The 14,974-nt window shown below is 70.9% G+C and carries 9 protein-coding genes; 2 read left to right on the top strand and 7 right to left on the bottom strand.

Annotated features, from left to right (window positions below; all coding sequences use genetic code 11):
• The first annotated feature begins 66 nt into the window (after positions 1-66).
• A complete protein-coding gene (locus NDW01_RS21175) occupies positions 67-999 on the top strand; it encodes a LysR family transcriptional regulator (protein ID WP_252823000.1) in 933 nt (310 codons plus the stop codon).
• A 6-nt stretch (positions 1,000-1,005) separates the two neighbouring features.
• Here NDW01_RS21175 and NDW01_RS21170 read toward each other — a convergent pair whose 3' ends face one another.
• From NDW01_RS21170 to NDW01_RS21155, 4 genes are all read right to left on the bottom strand, one after another.
• Entirely contained in the window at positions 1,006-2,913 is a 1,908-nt protein-coding gene (locus NDW01_RS21170) for an N-acetylmuramoyl-L-alanine amidase (RefSeq protein ID WP_252822999.1), read from the bottom strand.
• Between the two features lie 144 nt (positions 2,914-3,057).
• Positions 3,058-5,766 (bottom strand): putative bifunctional diguanylate cyclase/phosphodiesterase, encoded by a 2,709-nt coding sequence (locus tag NDW01_RS21165; RefSeq protein WP_252822998.1) that lies wholly within the window; start codon positions 5,764-5,766, stop codon positions 3,058-3,060.
• Between the two features lie 443 nt (positions 5,767-6,209).
• The gene (locus NDW01_RS21160) at positions 6,210-7,118 is read right to left on the bottom strand and encodes a 2-hydroxyacid dehydrogenase (protein WP_252822997.1); all 909 of its coding nucleotides are present in this window, start codon (positions 7,116-7,118) and stop codon (positions 6,210-6,212) included.
• A gap of 143 nt (positions 7,119-7,261) precedes the next feature.
• The gene (locus NDW01_RS21155) at positions 7,262-8,449 is read right to left on the bottom strand and encodes an ROK family transcriptional regulator (RefSeq protein WP_252822996.1); all 1,188 of its coding nucleotides are present in this window, start codon (positions 8,447-8,449) and stop codon (positions 7,262-7,264) included.
• 179 nt (positions 8,450-8,628) lie between these two features.
• Here NDW01_RS21155 and NDW01_RS21150 point away from each other — a divergent pair, with 179 nt between their 5' ends.
• On the top strand, positions 8,629-11,340 hold the full coding sequence (locus NDW01_RS21150) for a glycoside hydrolase family 3 C-terminal domain-containing protein (RefSeq protein WP_252822995.1): 2,712 nt from the start codon (positions 8,629-8,631) through the stop codon (positions 11,338-11,340).
• Positions 11,341-11,513: 173 nt separating this feature from the next.
• On the opposite strand, the gene gatB is transcribed toward NDW01_RS21150, so the two are convergent.
• From gatB to NDW01_RS21135, 3 genes are read right to left on the bottom strand one after another with little or no spacing between them, the layout of a single operon-like run.
• Positions 11,514-13,016 (bottom strand): Asp-tRNA(Asn)/Glu-tRNA(Gln) amidotransferase subunit GatB, encoded by a 1,503-nt coding sequence (gene gatB / locus NDW01_RS21145; RefSeq protein ID WP_252822994.1) that lies wholly within the window; start codon positions 13,014-13,016, stop codon positions 11,514-11,516.
• Complete coding sequence (locus tag NDW01_RS21140; protein WP_252822993.1) at positions 13,009-13,647, bottom strand: DUF4276 family protein; 639 nt, start codon at positions 13,645-13,647, stop codon at positions 13,009-13,011. Before NDW01_RS21140 ends, gatB begins: the two co-directional genes overlap by 8 nt.
• Positions 13,647-14,972 carry an AAA family ATPase gene (locus tag NDW01_RS21135; RefSeq protein ID WP_252822992.1) on the bottom strand — a complete coding sequence of 442 codons (1,326 nt, stop codon included), beginning with the start codon at positions 14,970-14,972 and terminating at the stop codon, positions 13,647-13,649. Before NDW01_RS21135 ends, NDW01_RS21140 begins: the two co-directional genes overlap by 1 nt.
• Between the last annotated feature and the right edge of the window lie 2 nt (positions 14,973-14,974).

Here is a 14,974-nt window from a genome sequence, read left to right as displayed (position 1 = left end):
CGCCGGCGGCCCGGCCACAAACAACCGGGCGGGCGGCCCCACAACCGCCGGTTGTACGCTCCGCTGGTGAACCTCGAAGCGGTCCGGGCGTTCGTCCTCATCGCCGAGTACGGCCGGTTCCAGGACGCGGCCGCCGAGCTCCGCGTGACTCAGCAGGCCGTGTCCAAGCGGATCGCCGCGCTGGAGCGGTACCTCGGTGTTCCCCTGTTCACGCGGGGCGGGCACGGAGCGGAGCTGACCCTGGACGGCCGGGCCTTCCTGCCGCACGCCAAGGCGGTGCTCCTGGCGGTGCGCGGCGCCGTTGAGTCCGTCCGGCCGGGCCGCCGCGCGCTCCGCGTCGACGTTCTCGAGCGGCGCCTGGCCTCGGCCGCCATCGTGCTGGACTTCCACCGGCGGCACCCGGAGGTGGAGATCGACCTCGTCGGTCTCGGGGGTGCGCAGGCCGCCTTCGGCGCGCTGCTCGACGGCACGATCGACGCGGCCTTCTGCTGTGTCCGCGACCCCCGCTCCCTGCCGGCCGCGATCTCCCATCGGCGCGCGTACGACGAGCCGCTGGAGCTCCTGGTGGGACACCGGAACCCGCTCGCCACCGCCCCCGAGATCCGCCTGGCCGATCTCACGGCGCACCGGGTGTGGGTGCCCGGCATCGTCGTCGGCACCGAATGGGGCGACTACTACGAGGCGATGGCCGAGGACTTCGGGCTCCGCATCGACGCGACCGGGCCCGATTTCGGGATGGAGCACCTGCTCGACACGATCACCGACTCGGCGACCCTGACGACCTTCATCGGCCCCCGGATGCGCATCGCGTGGTCCGCGCGTCCCGAGCTGCGGCGGATCCCGATCCGCCGCCCGGCGCCCATCTACCCGTGGTCGCTCGCGTGGCACTCGGTCAATCGCCACCCCGCGCTGGGAACGCTGCGCGACCACCTGCGGGACGCGGCCGCGCCCACCCCGGGGCCCGAAGAGGGCTGGCTTCCGGAGTGGGCGCGGATCTGAGGCTCGTTACCGGACCGGCTTCAGGTCCACGTCGTCGGCCTTGACGAAGTAGACCCGGTGGCCGAACTGGATCTCGTAGTACTTCAGCTCGCCCCTGACGACCGTCGAGCCCGCCCGGTCGTAGGTGTTGGAGTAGTAGTACTCCCCGCGCTCGGAGCCGACGACGGCGTACGCCTGGCCCGCGGCGAAGGTGTACTGCATGGGCGTGAGGCTCTGGACCGGCACGCCGGCCGGGTAGGCCGCCGGCTCCGGGTACGCGCGGCCGTAGACCGGGACCGAGGTCGCGCCCGGCTTGGCCACGGCGACCAGGCCGTGAACGCCGACGGCCGTCCGCTGCTTCGGCGGGTTGTGGAACCACGCCTTCTGGCCGAGGTACCAGATCGCCGTCCAGTCGCCCTGCCGGTCCGCGACGGCGAACTTCTGGCCGGTGGCCGCGCGGGCGCTGTGGTCGTACACGCTCATCGTCGCGGTCCCGCCGGTCGTCGGGTGCTTGCCGATGTCCTTGACCAGCGGCGCGTCGTCACGGGGCTCCGTGTGCAGCATGATCGAGCCGCCGCCGTGCGGCGGGCAGAGCGCCGACGGGTTCTTGTCGTCGCAGCCGGTGTACGGGACGACGTTCTCGTCGTAGTCGGGGAGGATCATCACCTCGCCGGAGTTCTTCCCGGCGGTGGCGTGCAGCGGCCGGTGCAGCAGGTCGAAGTAGTGCGCCCAGTCCCAGTACGGGCCGGGGTCCTCGTGCATGCCGGACACGCCGCCCGGGGTGGTCCCCGGAACGTTGTCGTGGCCGAGGATGTGCGCCCGGTCCAGCGGGATCTGGAACCTCCGGGCGAGGTAGCGCACCAGCTCCGACGAGCTGCGGTACATCGCCTCGGTGTACCAGGTGCCGCCCTGGGCCAGGAAGCCCTCGTGCTCGACGCCGATGGACTTGGCGTTGATGTACCAGTTGCCGGCGTGCCAGCCGACGTCCTTGGCCTTGAGGTGCTGGGCGACGTGCCCGTCGGCGGACCGGATGGTGTAGTTCCAGCCCAGGTAGGTCGGGTCCTTCACCAGGTTGATGCTGGTGTCGTAGGAGCCTTCGGTGTCGTGGATGACGATGTAGTCGATCTTCTGGCTCTTCGGCCGGTCGCCCAGGTCGTGGTTGCCGTAGTTCGTCTGGTCGTTCGGGTCGAGGAGCTGGTACGGCGCGGGGACCCACTCACAGCCGAGGTCCTTCGGGCACTCGGTCTCGGGGTCGTTGGCGGCCTTCGACGGGTTTTGTACGGCCGGGTCGGCGGCCAGGGTGACCTGCTGCCCGTCATCGGTCGTCCGCGAGGCGCCCGTACGGATTAGGTCGTAGACCTGGCCGGCGAACCAGTCGCCGCCGCCGTACCGGACGGTGGCCGCGTACCAGGCGGCCGGGTCGGCGCTCGGCGACGCGCCCGAGTCCTGCTGGTAGCGCGCGAGCAGCGCGGCGCCGCCCCGGATGTTGGCGGCGGGGTCGGTGCGCAGCTCGCTCGGCGCGTCACCGGTGATGCGGGCCGCGTCCTGCAGCGTCTGCTCGGTCCGCGCGGTCTGCTGCGCGGAGGTCGCCGGCGCCGTGGGGTGCAGGGCCGGACGCGCCGTGTCGCCGCGGGGGTCCTCCTGACCGCCGGCGAGGTGCTCACCGGCCGGGACGAGTGTGCCGTCGACGAGGTGCATGGGCCCGAAGCCGCCGCTCATGCTCGGCCGCCCCTGGTTGGCGTCCCAGCGGGACTCCAGGTACGACACGGCGAGCAGCAGGTTCTCGGGGACGTGGTAGGCCTGCGCCGCCTGGGCGTAGACCTGCTGGCGGGTGGTGGGGGCAGGACGTGCGTGTTGCTGGGCGTGGGCCTGTCCGGTGCCAAGACCGGCCAGGACCACGGTCGCCGCGACGAGGGTACGACCTCGCAGGCTCATCGGCAGCCTCCGCGCTACGGGGTGAAGTCGCGGTAACGATCGCAGAGGACCCGAGCGGAGACAAGATCTTTCCAGAACCGTGATCAAAAGGAAGGATTTCTACCAACGCGGATGTGGCGCGGTGGCTCTCGGGATGATCGGCGATCAGCCTGCGGAAAGAGCGGAGCCGTGGAGCGGGATGGACGCCTCGCCGCGCGGGTTCGTCCGCACGAGCGCCTCGACCCCCTGGGCCGCCATCGGGCGGGCGACCAGGAATCCCTGACCGCGCGGGCAGCCCATCTCCTTCAGGAGCACGAGCTGCTCGGGCCGCTCGATGCCCTCGGCCACGACGCTCAGCCCGAGGTCGCGGCCGACCCGGACGATCGTGCGGGTCAGCAGCGTCAGGGTCTCGTCCCGGCCGAGGCCGGCGACGAACGACGGGTCGATCTTGATGACGTCGACCGGCAGCTGCCGGAGGAAGGCCAGCGAGGCGTAGCCGGTGCCGAAGTCGTCGATGGCCAGCCGCACCCCGAGGTCGCGCAGCGCGGACAGCCGGGCGATCAGCTCGTCGCCGCCGTCGACGAGGACCTCCTCCTCGACCTCGAGGGTGAGCATCCCGGGGCACAGGCCGCTGTCGTCGAGGGCGGTCGCCACCGACTCGACGAACCGCGGCGCGGCGATCTCGCGCGGCCGAAGGTTGATCGACAGCCCGATGTCCCAGCCGGACGCGCGCCAGCGGGCCACCTGGGAGCACGCCTCGCGCAGCACCCAGTTGCCGAGCGGGATCATCAGGCCCGACTCCTCGGCGGTGCCGATGAACTCCTCGGGCGGCACGAACTCCCCGTCCCGCCACCAGCGCACGAGCGCCTCGACGCCCGTGACCCGTGACGTGGCGAGCTCGACCACCGGCTGGAACTCCACCGTGAACCGCTGCTCGGTGAGGGCACGCTGCAACTCGCCGCCGAGCTCGAGCCGGCGTACGACGTCGGCGTGCATCTTGGCGGCGAACACCTCGACCCGGCCTCCGCCGAGGTCCTTGGCGCGGGACAGCGCGACGTCGGCGTTGCGGATGAGCTCGAGCCCGCCGATGCCGTCCTCGGTGAAGGCGACCCCGACGCTCGCGGTCAGCACGATGCTGCGGTCGCCGACGCGGTACGGCTCGCCCGCCAGCGTCCGCACGAGCCGCTCGCCGAGGTCGACGACGGCCTGGACCTCGGTGGCGTTCTCCACGAGCACGGCGAACTCGTCGCTCCCCCAGCGGGCGACCGTGTCGTCGGCCGGGACCCCGGCTCGCAGGCGGCGGGCGGCCTGCGCCAGCACCTGGTCACCGCCAGCGTGGCCGATCGAGTCGTTCACGGCGGTGAAGCCGTCGAGGTCGACGAAGATGACCGCGACCGTGCCGTGGGACCGCTCCACGACCTCGCGGGCGCGTTCTTCGAAGTAGGCGCGGTTCGGGAGGCCGGTGAGCCCGTCGTGGAACGTCAGGTGGGTGACCTGCCGCTGCAGCGCGGCCTGCTCGCTGAAGTCCCGTACGGTGACCAGGAGCCGGTCCGCGGCCCCGCCGCCCGAGGAGCCGTACCGGCAGATCGTGCTCTCGGTGGGCAGCCAGGTGCCGTCGGGGGCGCGGACCCGGCACGCGAGGCGGGCGACGTCGTCGCCCTTCTCCCGGAGCAGCCGGCGCACCGCTCCGACGACCTTCGGCAGGTCCTCGGGGTGGATGAGCTCGGTCACTGACCGGCCGAGCAGCTCCTCGGCGGGGTAGTGGTACGACGGCTGGGCGCCGGCGCTGACGTACTCGATGACGCCGCCGAGGTCGCAGATGACGACGACGTCGTTGATGCTCTCGGTCAGCGCGCGGAAGTGCTTCTCGCTGGTCCGCGCGGCGCGCCGCAGCCGGTCGTTGTCGTGGACGAGCTCGCCGAGGCGGGCCAGGACGACGAGGACGGCGGAGCCCGCGATGATCGGGACGACCGGCCGCAGGCCCTGCGCGCCGGTCAGCGTGTGCCCGGCCACGAAGATCGCCGCGGCGGCGGCCGTGGCGGTCGGCGCGATGCCGGGCCCGACCAGCCGTCGCCGGGTCGCGTCGCCGTGCCACCGGCGCAGCACCCACGGAGCCGCGCCGAGGAAGAGCAGCCCGGCCAGGTGCGCCAGGTCGGCGGCGGTGTCGTACGGCCCGCGGCCGTTGAGCCGGCCCACGACGTACAGGACGTCGGCCGCGGTGAGGACGGCGAGCGCGCAGTAGGCGACGATGGCGGAGCGGCGGTACCCGCGCACCGTGCCGACCGCCATCGGCAGCAGCCCGCAGACCAGCACGGCGTCGAGCAGGGGATACCGCAGCTCGATGAGGAAGTCCGCCCAGCCCTCACCGGACAGCCGGTACAGGTGATCGAACACGGCCACCCAGGCGACCACGAACAGGGCGCAGGCGCAGACGTACGTGTCGGCGAGGTAGCGCAGCCAGGGACGGGCGCTGCGCGGCAGGCCGATGGGCATGACGAAGCCCGCCGTCATCGCGCCGAGTGCGATCAGGAAGAACAGGTCGGCCGGGGAGACCGCCACCGCGGACCGGCTGAAGACGATCCGGGAGATCGCCTGGACCGCCGCACCGGCGGACCAGGCCATTCCTGCGACGCCGAACCACCGCCAGGTGTCCCGGCCGACCTTGCCGGCGGGGGTCTGCGGCGCCCGCCACATGGCGAACAGCAGGGAGGTCGACGCGGTCGCCGCGGCCCAGGCGGTGAGCCAGGCCCGGTCGATCCCCCGGCCGGACAGGAACGCGACCGCGTGGATGACGGCGAGCGCGAGCATGGGGTAGAACGGCCGCGCGGCCGCCGGTATCCCCCAGCGCCGCCGCTCGGTCCGCTCGCCGGTCATCACTTACTCGCTCTCTAAGTCTTGATCAGATTCTTCCGGAGCACCGGGTGCGCCGGGTGCCGAACGCATGACTTTTCGGGTGACGACTCGTGGCCGTCTCCGGTGCGCCGTAAACCTGTCTGTCGAATGCCGTGTCAGCCGGTAAGGGTGACGACCCGCGAACGGGACGTCACCGATGTGGGTCGCACCGGACGCGGACGTGCCGGGGTCTCCGGCGGCGCCCGCGCGGCGGTCACTCTGGTCAGCCTCGATGCTCAATGTACGGTCCGTAGGTCACGGAGCGATTGAGGCTGGGCGTCCACCCGGCGACAACTCGCGACGTTGCGTAATCGGACACTGAGCGCTTCAGGCCGCTTTCTCCGCGCGACCGCCCGAATCGGCAAAGCGCCGGTCCGCGCTCCGTTCGAAACGGCAAAAGCCCGGAAGGGCAGCCTTTACGGAATTCAGTAGGCCCCGGTGATGACATTTTCTAGGGTTTCGGCCCGTACGTAACGTTCGAGCTGCCGGCGGACGAGGGCGACGGCGCGTCGCCGCGACGCCGGCGTCGAGCCGCCGACGTGCGGAGTGATGAAGACCCCCGGCGCGGACCAGAGGGGATGACCCGCGGGCAGGGGCTCCGGGTCGGTGACGTCCAGCACGGCGCGCAGCCGCCCCCGGGACAGCTCCGCGACCAGCGCTTCGGTGTCCACCACCGCGCCCCGGGCGGCGTTCACGAGCAGGGCGCCGTCCTTCATCCGCGCGAGGAAGCCGGCGTCGACCAGGCCGGTCGTCTCCTCGGTGAACGGCACGATCAGCACCACGACGTCGGCCCGGGGCAGCAGCTCCGGCAGCGCGTCCACCGGGTGGACGCCGTCCCTCGCCGTTCGCGCCACCCGGACGACCTCGGTCTCGAACGGGAGCAGGCGCCGCTCGATCGCCGCGCCCACCGAGCCGTACCCGACGATCAGCACGGTGCGGTCGGCGAGCGCGTCGGTCATGTGCCAGTCCCAGCGGCCCTCCCGCTGGGCGTCGGCGAAGCGCGGGAAGTCGTGCTGCGCGGCGAGGATCGCCCCGACCGTCCACTCCGCGGTGCTCGCGTCGTGCACTCCCCGGCCGTTGCAGAGCACGGCGCCCGGCGGGACGTGCGGCAGGAAGGCGTCCACGCCCGCCACCTGCAGCTGGAGGACCTTCAGCCCGCGCATCCGGTCCAGGATCGCGCGGCTCTGCGGCGTCGGGACGAACGGCGGGACGTAGAACTCCACCTCGGCCGGATCACCGGGAAGATCGTCTCCTCCCGGGTAGACCTCGGGCTCCGCTCCGGCGATGCCCGCCAGCGCCTCCGCCATCTCCTTGTCCGGAACCCAGACCTTCATCCTGCCGCCTCCCTGAACGCCCAGACCGATCGTAGAGGCCGCTCCGGCGGAGCCGGATCCGGGATGTCCCAGCGGACTTCCGGCCCGGAACCGGCGGGCCGGCCCGGGGCGGAGAAGTCCCGCTCGGGGCCGGGGTCAGCAGGTCAGCGGGTCAGCAGGTGCGCCGACGTGCTCTGGGTGGCGAGCGCGATCGCGCCCAGCGCCTCGGCGCGGTCGCCGAGGCGGCCGGCGGTGACGGTGACCTCCTGGCCGATCGGCGGAGGCAGCTGCCGGGCGAGCATGTCACGGACGCCCTCCAGCAGGGGCCGGCCGACCGCCGCGACCTCGCCACCGATCACCACGCGGCGTGGTTCGAGCATGGCGCAGATGCCGACCAGGGCGCGGCCGACCATGCGCCCGGCGTCGGCGGTGACCCGCTGCGCGCCGGGGTCGTCGGCCGCGAGCAGCGCCACCACGTCGGCGATCGTGGTGTCCGGTCCGCGCGTGTGCGCGAAGGTCGAGGTGAGCGCGCGCAGGCCGACCACCGTCTCCAGGCAGCCCCGGTTGCCGCAGCGGCAGACGTAGCCGCCGTCGACCACGGGGATGTGCCCGAGCTCGCCGGCCGATCCGGTGGCCCCCTCGTACAGTTCCCCGCCCAGGATGAGCCCCGCGCCGACACCGTCGGACAGCATCACGTAGATCAGGTCGTCGGCGCCCTGGCCCGCGCCGAAGGTCCACTCGGCGAGCGCGCCGAGGTTCGCGTCGTTGCCCACGTGGACCGGCATGCCGACGCGCGCCTCCAGGCGCGCGGCGATGTCGACGCCGGTCCAGTCGGCCAGCACCGAAGAGGTCCGCAGCGTGTGCGACCGCGACCGGATCGGGGCGGAGACCGCGACCCCCATGCCGAAGACGCGGCCGGCGTCGTGGCCCCCGGCCGCCACCAGATCGAGCGCGGCGTCGGCGACGTAGGCCAGCGCGTCGTCCGGCCGGTGATCGACGTCGATCTCGTGGTACCGCTCGCCGAGCACCCCGCCGGACAGGTCGGCGAACAGCACCCGGATCCCGGCGTGGCGCAGGTGGACGCCGAGGACACCGCCGCCCTCCGGATTGAGGGTGAGCGGGGTGGCGGGGCGTCCGCCGCCGGGCGAGGCGCGGCGTCCGGTGCCGTCGGCCTCGGTGAGGACGCCCTCGGCGAGCAGGTCCGCGACGAGGCTCGAGACCGTGGTGCGCGAGAGGCCCGTGGCCCGGGCGATGCCGACCCTGCTGATCCTGCCGCGGCGCTGCACGGTCTCCACGACGAGCAGGCGGTTCCGCGACCGGAGAGAGGTGAGTGAGCCTGGAGCTTCCGACATGGCGGTCAGAGTACAGATTCGTACGGGATTCGTACGGGCTCCGGATTAATGTTGGCCGTTTTTGGCCGTTATTTAGTCCTTGACGCTGACAAACCGCCGTTCCTACAGTCCCGCAACAAGTGTCAGTGACCAGAGCGTGAACGGTCGTGACACGCCACGTGCGTCCTGGGAGTATCTCTGTGAGAAGAAGACCACTCGCGCTGCTCGCGACAGGGGCGGCCCTGTTCGCGGCCGTCGCGACCGGCCTGCCCGCCGCGTCGGCGGACGACAACACGCCGATCTACCTCAACCCCCACTACACGCCCGTCGAGCGCGCGGCGGACCTGGTGGGCCGTATGACGCTGGCCGAGAAGGCCCAGCAGATGAACAGCAACATCGCGCCGGCGCTCCCCCGGCTGGGTATCGCGCAGTGGGGCTGGTGGAACGAGGCGTCGCACGGCGTCGCCGCGATCACCGGCAGCACGTCGAACCCGCCGCCCGCCACGAACACGACGTCCTACCCGGTCGACCTGGCGATGGGCAGCACCTGGAACCCCGACCTGGTCCACAAGGTCGCGAGCGCCATCGGTGACGAGGCGCGCGAGGTGATGCCGAACAACAAGGAGAACCTCGACTTCTACTCCCCCACCGTCAACCTCGGCCGCGACCCTCGCTGGGGCCGCAACGACGAGACGTGGAGCGAGGACCCGAACCTGACCGCCGCCCTCGCCGGCCAGTACGTCAACGGCCTGCAGGGTCAGGACGAGAACGGCAGGCTGCCGGAGTCGGCGAACGGCTACCTCAAGGCGGTGGCCACGCTCAAGCACTTCGCCGCCAACAACAGCGAGTACAACCGCCGCACCGGCACGTCCGACATGGACCAGCGGACGCTGCGGGAGTACTACACCGCCCAGTTCCGCGACATCATCGAGAGCGCCCGCCCGGGCTCGATCATGAGCTCGTACAACCGGGTCAACGGCGTCCCGGCCGCCGCGAGCGTCCAGCTGATGGACACGCTGGCCCGGCAGACGTGGGGCTTCGGCGGGTACTTCACCTCCGACTGCGACGCGGTGTACGAGATCCAGGGCGGCCACCACTGGCAGCCGCCGGGCGCGTCCGCCCCGCTGGACCAGTACGGCCGGACGGCCTACGCCATCACCGCGGGTGAGGACCTGGACTGCAACGGCGGCTACCACGACGCGTCCAACTACGGGAACACCGTCCCCGACGCGGTCGCCAAGCACATCACCACCCAGACCGGCGTCTTCAACGAGAACGACGTCGACGTCTCCCTCGTCCGGCTGTTCACCGCGCGCATCGAGACCGGTGAGTTCGACCAGGAAGACCAGGTGCCGTGGGTCCGCGACGCCCGCGCCCGCCTCGGTGGGACGCCGTGGGTCAACTCCGACGCCAACAAGGCCGTCACCCAGACCCCGGAGCGGATCGCGCTCGCGCAGCAGGCGGCCGAGCAGAGCCTCGTGCTGTTGAAGAACGACCCGGTCGCCGGCGCGAAGGACAGCCTGCTGCCGCTGAAGGTGCCCGCCAAGGGCTCCTACAAGATCGCGGTCATGGGCGCCTACGCCAACCCGTCCTCGCTCTTCCTCGGCGGCTACGCCACCTATGAGGGCCCGTCCGGTGTGGCCAAGCAGGTCAACCCCTACCAGGGCATCAAGGCCGCGATCCAGAAGATCAACCCGGACGCCACGGTCGACTACTACCCCGGCGTCACCGGCAACGGTCAGAGCACCGTCGACGCGGCGTCCGTCGCGGCGGCCGACCAGTACGACGCGGTCGTCATCGTCGCGGGCACGAACTCCAGCAACTCCCGTGAGGACGTCGACCGCACCACGCTGGCGCTGCCCGGCGCGCAGGCGTCGCTGATCAGCCAGGTCGCGGCCCGCAACCCCCGCACCATCGCGTACATGGAGACCGTCGGTCAGGTCGACACCAACAGCTTCCAGTCGCAGGTGCCGGCGATGATCTGGAGCTCCTACAACGGCGAGGAGCAGGGCGCCGCGCTCGCGAACGTGCTGCTCGGCAACACCGACCCGAGCGGGCGGCTGCCGTTCACCTGGTACAAGGACCAGAGCCAGCTCCCCGCGATCGGCGACTACACCATCCGGCCCACCTCCACCACCCACGGTCGCACCTACATGTACTTCAACGGGGACGTCTCGTACCCGTTCGGGTACGGCCTCAGCTACACGCGGTTCTCCTACTCGGACCTGAACGTCGAGAAGAAGGTGGACGCGAACGGCACGGTCCACGCGACCGTGAAGGTCACCAACAACGGTGACACGCGGGGCACCACGGTGCCGCAGCTGTACGCGAGCACGCCGTTCGAGCCCGCGAGCAAGGAGCGTCCGGCCCAGCGGCTGGAGGCGTTCGACAAGGTCAACGTGGACCCGCACCGCAGCAAGACGGTCCGCCTGACCTTCCCGGCGTCCAAGCTCGCGTTCTTCGACGAGTCGTCGAACCGCTACGTCGTCGACCCGGGCACGTACGAGCTGCGTGTCGGCAACTCCAGCGGGGATGTGGCGGCGAAGGCCGACGTCCAGATCGACGGCACGCTCAAGCCGTCGCCGGCGGTCGTCACCGCCAAGCCGGCCCAGGCCGGGGACGCCGCCCAGGGCATCGTCCAGCGGGTGACCTTCGACAAGGGCACCACGATCGACCCGCAGCTCACGGTGTCGATGAAGGACGAGAGCATCTACGGCTACATCACCAAGGGCCAGAGCACGCCGCTGCCCGCGGGGATGCGGGTGACCTACCGCAGCGACAACCCGCAGGTCGTCGGCGTCGAAGGTGACCGCGTCATCCGCACCGTCGGATCCGGCGTGGCGACCGTCACCGCGACCGTCCACTCCAACGACGGGGTGGCCTCGACGACCTTCGTCGTCCGGGTTGCCTGACAGTAGAGATCGCTAGACCGCGGCGGCCCCCCCCCCCGGGGGGGGGGGGGCCGCCCCGCACCCGTGAGGGTGCGGGGCCGCCGTCGTTCTCCGGCCTCCGGCCGGTTCGCATCGTCCCGCCGGTTCGCTTCGGTCCGGCCGGGTCGCACTCTGCCTGCTGGCCGGTTCGGCCGTCAGCTCGTGAGTTTCTCGATGATCAGCTCACGGGCCCGGCCGGCGTCGGCCTGGCCGCGCGTGGCCTTCATGACCGCGCCGACCAGCGCCCCCGCCGCCGCGACCTTGCCGCCGCGAACCTTGTCCGCGATGTCGGGATTGGCGGCGATGACCTCGTCGATGACCGAACCGAGCTGGCCCTCGTCGCTGACGACCTTCAGGCCGCGCTTCTCGACGACCTCGTCCGGCGTGCCCTCGCCGGCGAGCACGCCGTCGAAGACCTGCCGGGCCAGCTTGTCGTTGATGCTGCCCTCGGCGACCAGCGCGCCGACCCGCGCCACGTCGGCCGGGGTCACCGGCAGCGAGGCCAGGTCGACGCCCTGCTCGGTGGCCCGCCGGGACAGTTCGTTCATCCACCACTTACGGGCCGCGGCCGGCTCGGCGCCCTCGCGCACCGTCTCCTCGATCAGGTCGAGCGCGCCGGCGTTGACGATGTCCTGCAGCTCCTTGTCGGCGACGCCCCACTCGCCCTGTACGCGGCGGCGGCGGGCGGCGGGCAGCTCCGGCAGCGAGGCGCGCAGCTGCTCGACCCACTCGCGCGACGGCGCCATCGGCACCAGATCGGGCTCGGGGAAGTAGCGGTAGTCCTGCGCCTCCTCCTTGCTGCGCCCGCTCGTCGTCGTCCCGGTGGCCTCCTGGAAGTGCCGCGTCTCCTGGATCACCTTGCCGCCCGCGTCCAGGACGCCGGCCTGCCGCTCGATCTCGAACCGGACGGCGCGCTCGACGGAGCGCAGCGAGTTGACGTTCTTGGTCTCGGTGCGGGTGCCCCACTCGGACGCGCCCTTGGGCATCAGCGAGACGTTGACGTCGCAGCGCATCGAGCCCTGCTCCATGCGCACGTCCGAGACGCCGACCGCGCGGACGAGCTCGCGCAGCTCGGTGGCGTACGCCCGCGCGACCAGCGGCGCCTTGTCACCCGTCGCGACGATCGGCTTGGTCACGATCTCGACGAGCGGGATGCCGGCCCGGTTGTAGTCGACGAGGGAGAAGTCGGCCCCGTGGATCCGGCCGGTGGCGCCGCCGACGTGCAGCGACTTGCCGGTGTCCTCCTCCATGTGGACCCGCTCGATCTCGATGCGGTACGTCTCCCCCTCGACCTCGACCTCGAGGTACCCGTCGACGCAGAGCGGCTCGTCGTACTGCGAGATCTGGAAGTCCTTCGGCATGTCCGGATAGAAGTAGTTCTTCCGGGCGAAGCGGCACCACTCGACGATCGTGCAGTTCAGCGCCAGGCCGATCTTGATGATGCCCTCGATCGCCGAGCGATTCGTCACCGGCAGCGACCCGGGCAGGCCCAGGCAGACGGGACAGACCTGGGTGTTCGGCTCCGCGCCGAACTCGGTCGCGCACCCGCAGAACATCTTCGTCTTCGTGCCCAGCTCGATGTGGGTCTCGATGCCCAGCACCGGCTCGTATTTCGCCAGCGCCTCGTCGTACGGCACGAGCGTCGTCGTGTCAGCCATGCTGGTATCCCAGCCTCTCCAGTGCTTCTATCATCTCGTCCCACCAGTCTCTGAAGGCGGGAACCCTTCGCAGTACATCGATCTGGACCGTCGCGCCGACCCGGATCACATAGTCGCGTATGCCATGCTCACCGACGGCCTTCCGGCCGGCGACCTGCCGGACGATGGCCTCGAACTCCTCCTTCGGCCGAGGCACGGAGTGCACCCGTTCCGGTCCGAATCCGAGCTCAGGAAGCTTGCGGACGCGCAGCACGGACCTGATCGCCTCCGGGTCGGCCAATAGCCACGCCTCGGTCTCGCGGACCGGCACCACGGGGACGAGCGGCTCCTGGAATCCGGCCTCCTGCCAGGCTCCTTGCATCCGCTTGATCACTGGGTCGGATATGGCCGGCGGAGCCCCATCGTGGTGGTACAGCGCGACATCGAATGTCCCGAGCTCCGCCTCGATCGCCCGCACCACGGAATCCGGGTGCTGGTTGCCGGCCTCGGGCAGGGATCGGATCTCCTGGACCTCGCCACAGGACGGGAAGAACTCCCGGCACATGTCCTGCAGAGCGCGCTGCAGCACCACCGGAAGGAACCAGTCGTCGGACGGCCCCTCTCGTACGAGGACACAGCTAAGGCTACGCATCAGACCGGTTCCTCGACTCCGGCCCGAAAGCGGCGAAGCTCGGAATCGGTGATCCGCGCCCAGCGCTCGCCGGAGCCGGTCACCGGGCCACCTGGCTCGCGGATCCAACGCACCCGCGTCACGTGGCTCGCCACTCCGCCTTCCAGGAGGGTCGTCGTGTCGAGAAAGACGATCCGGTCTCGCTCGACCACGTCAAGGATCACCGGTGAATGACTCGTCACCAAAGCCTGCCTGAGCGACGCGAGCTGGAAGGCGCCGGGCCGTAGCTCATCGTTGGGATCCGCTCGGATATCGCTCACCAATTCCTGGACCAATGCCAGGAGATGCCGCAGGCGTTCGGGGAACACGCCGTTCTCCGGTTCTTCCACCGCCACTAGGGCAGCTCGCGGATCATGCAGAGCCGCCAAGATAGCGAGCATCCGGAGAGTCCCGTCAGAAGCGAACTCCGCGCCGACCGGGCCGGTGTACGGGGAGGAGAATTCCAGCCTGACGTCTCTTCGTCGCTCGTCCTCGACGATCTCGAACCCGCTGACCTCACGAACCAGTCCGACAAGATGCGTCTCGATATCGGCGACCACCCCGAGGGGCCGGTTCTCGTCTCCCGTCCCCAGGCTCAACCAGCGAAGGAAGTTCGGCAGGTGGCGTCCGTGCACGTCCATGAACTCCGGGCCACCCATCTCGCTGGACGCACGAAGCGCGCCGGCCTCGAGATGGAGAGTCCGAATGTAGAGGAGTTCCGTTTCGACCCTACCGACGATCTCATCGTCCGCGGGATCCTCGCCCCGATACGAAAGCAGCAGGGAAAGGGCGGACGACTCTCGTGCGGCTGGGGCGGCGCGCCCTTCGATCACTCTGGGCCGCGCCTCGTAAGAGAGATACGCTTCCTGCCACTTTTCAGCCGCGCCGAACCTGACCGGCCACGTATCCGCCCGAGGGTCCAGCGCGATGAGGCGTTGGGCGCCCGCAACCAGACCTTCCAGCCGGCCGGGCGGTGTTCCCCACGAGAGCTCCATCTCGTACCGCCAGCGACTCGGTAGAGCGTCACGCCAAGGGGGCGAGGGCTGGAAAACGAATTCGGCGGCGAATCGGATCTTTTCGCAGCGAGATCCGTCCCCGCGCTGCCGGAACAGTCCACGCGCGTCACCGCGTACGGCCGCGACCGCATCGTCGAGCCCTTCCGTGGCCGCGAGCGCGAAGAACGTCAGCGCCTCGACGAGGTTGGACTTGCCGCTGGCGTTGGTGCCGATGACGGCGAGGAACGGCGGCAGGTCCAGGCTGAAGTCCGAGAAGGACTTGAAGCCGTCGATCTCGATGCGGGTGATCATGC

The organism is Actinoallomurus soli, from assembly GCF_024055715.1.
In the GTDB taxonomy this organism is placed as follows: Bacteria; Actinomycetota; Actinomycetes; order Streptosporangiales; family Streptosporangiaceae; genus Actinoallomurus; species Actinoallomurus soli.
Note: the sequence above shows the minus strand (reverse complement) of the source record. Positions and strands in the feature narration are given on the sequence as shown.

Excerpts from the sequence above, each read along its gene's own strand:
- NDW01_RS21170 (WP_252822999.1), bottom strand. The coding sequence starts at position 2,913 with ATGAGCCTGCGAGGTCGTACCCTCGTCGCGGCGACCGTGGTCCTGGCC.
- NDW01_RS21165 (WP_252822998.1), bottom strand. The coding sequence starts at position 5,766 with ATGACCGGCGAGCGGACCGAGCGGCGGCGCTGGGGGATACCGGCGGCC.
- NDW01_RS21160 (WP_252822997.1), bottom strand. The coding sequence starts at position 7,118 with ATGAAGGTCTGGGTTCCGGACAAGGAGATGGCGGAGGCGCTGGCGGGC.
- NDW01_RS21155 (WP_252822996.1), bottom strand. The coding sequence starts at position 8,449 with ATGTCGGAAGCTCCAGGCTCACTCACCTCTCTCCGGTCGCGGAACCGC.
- gatB (WP_252822994.1), bottom strand. The coding sequence starts at position 13,016 with ATGGCTGACACGACGACGCTCGTGCCGTACGACGAGGCGCTGGCGAAA.
- NDW01_RS21140 (WP_252822993.1), bottom strand. The coding sequence starts at position 13,647 with ATGCGTAGCCTTAGCTGTGTCCTCGTACGAGAGGGGCCGTCCGACGAC.
- NDW01_RS21135 (WP_252822992.1), bottom strand. The coding sequence starts at position 14,972 with ATGATCACCCGCATCGAGATCGACGGCTTCAAGTCCTTCTCGGACTTC.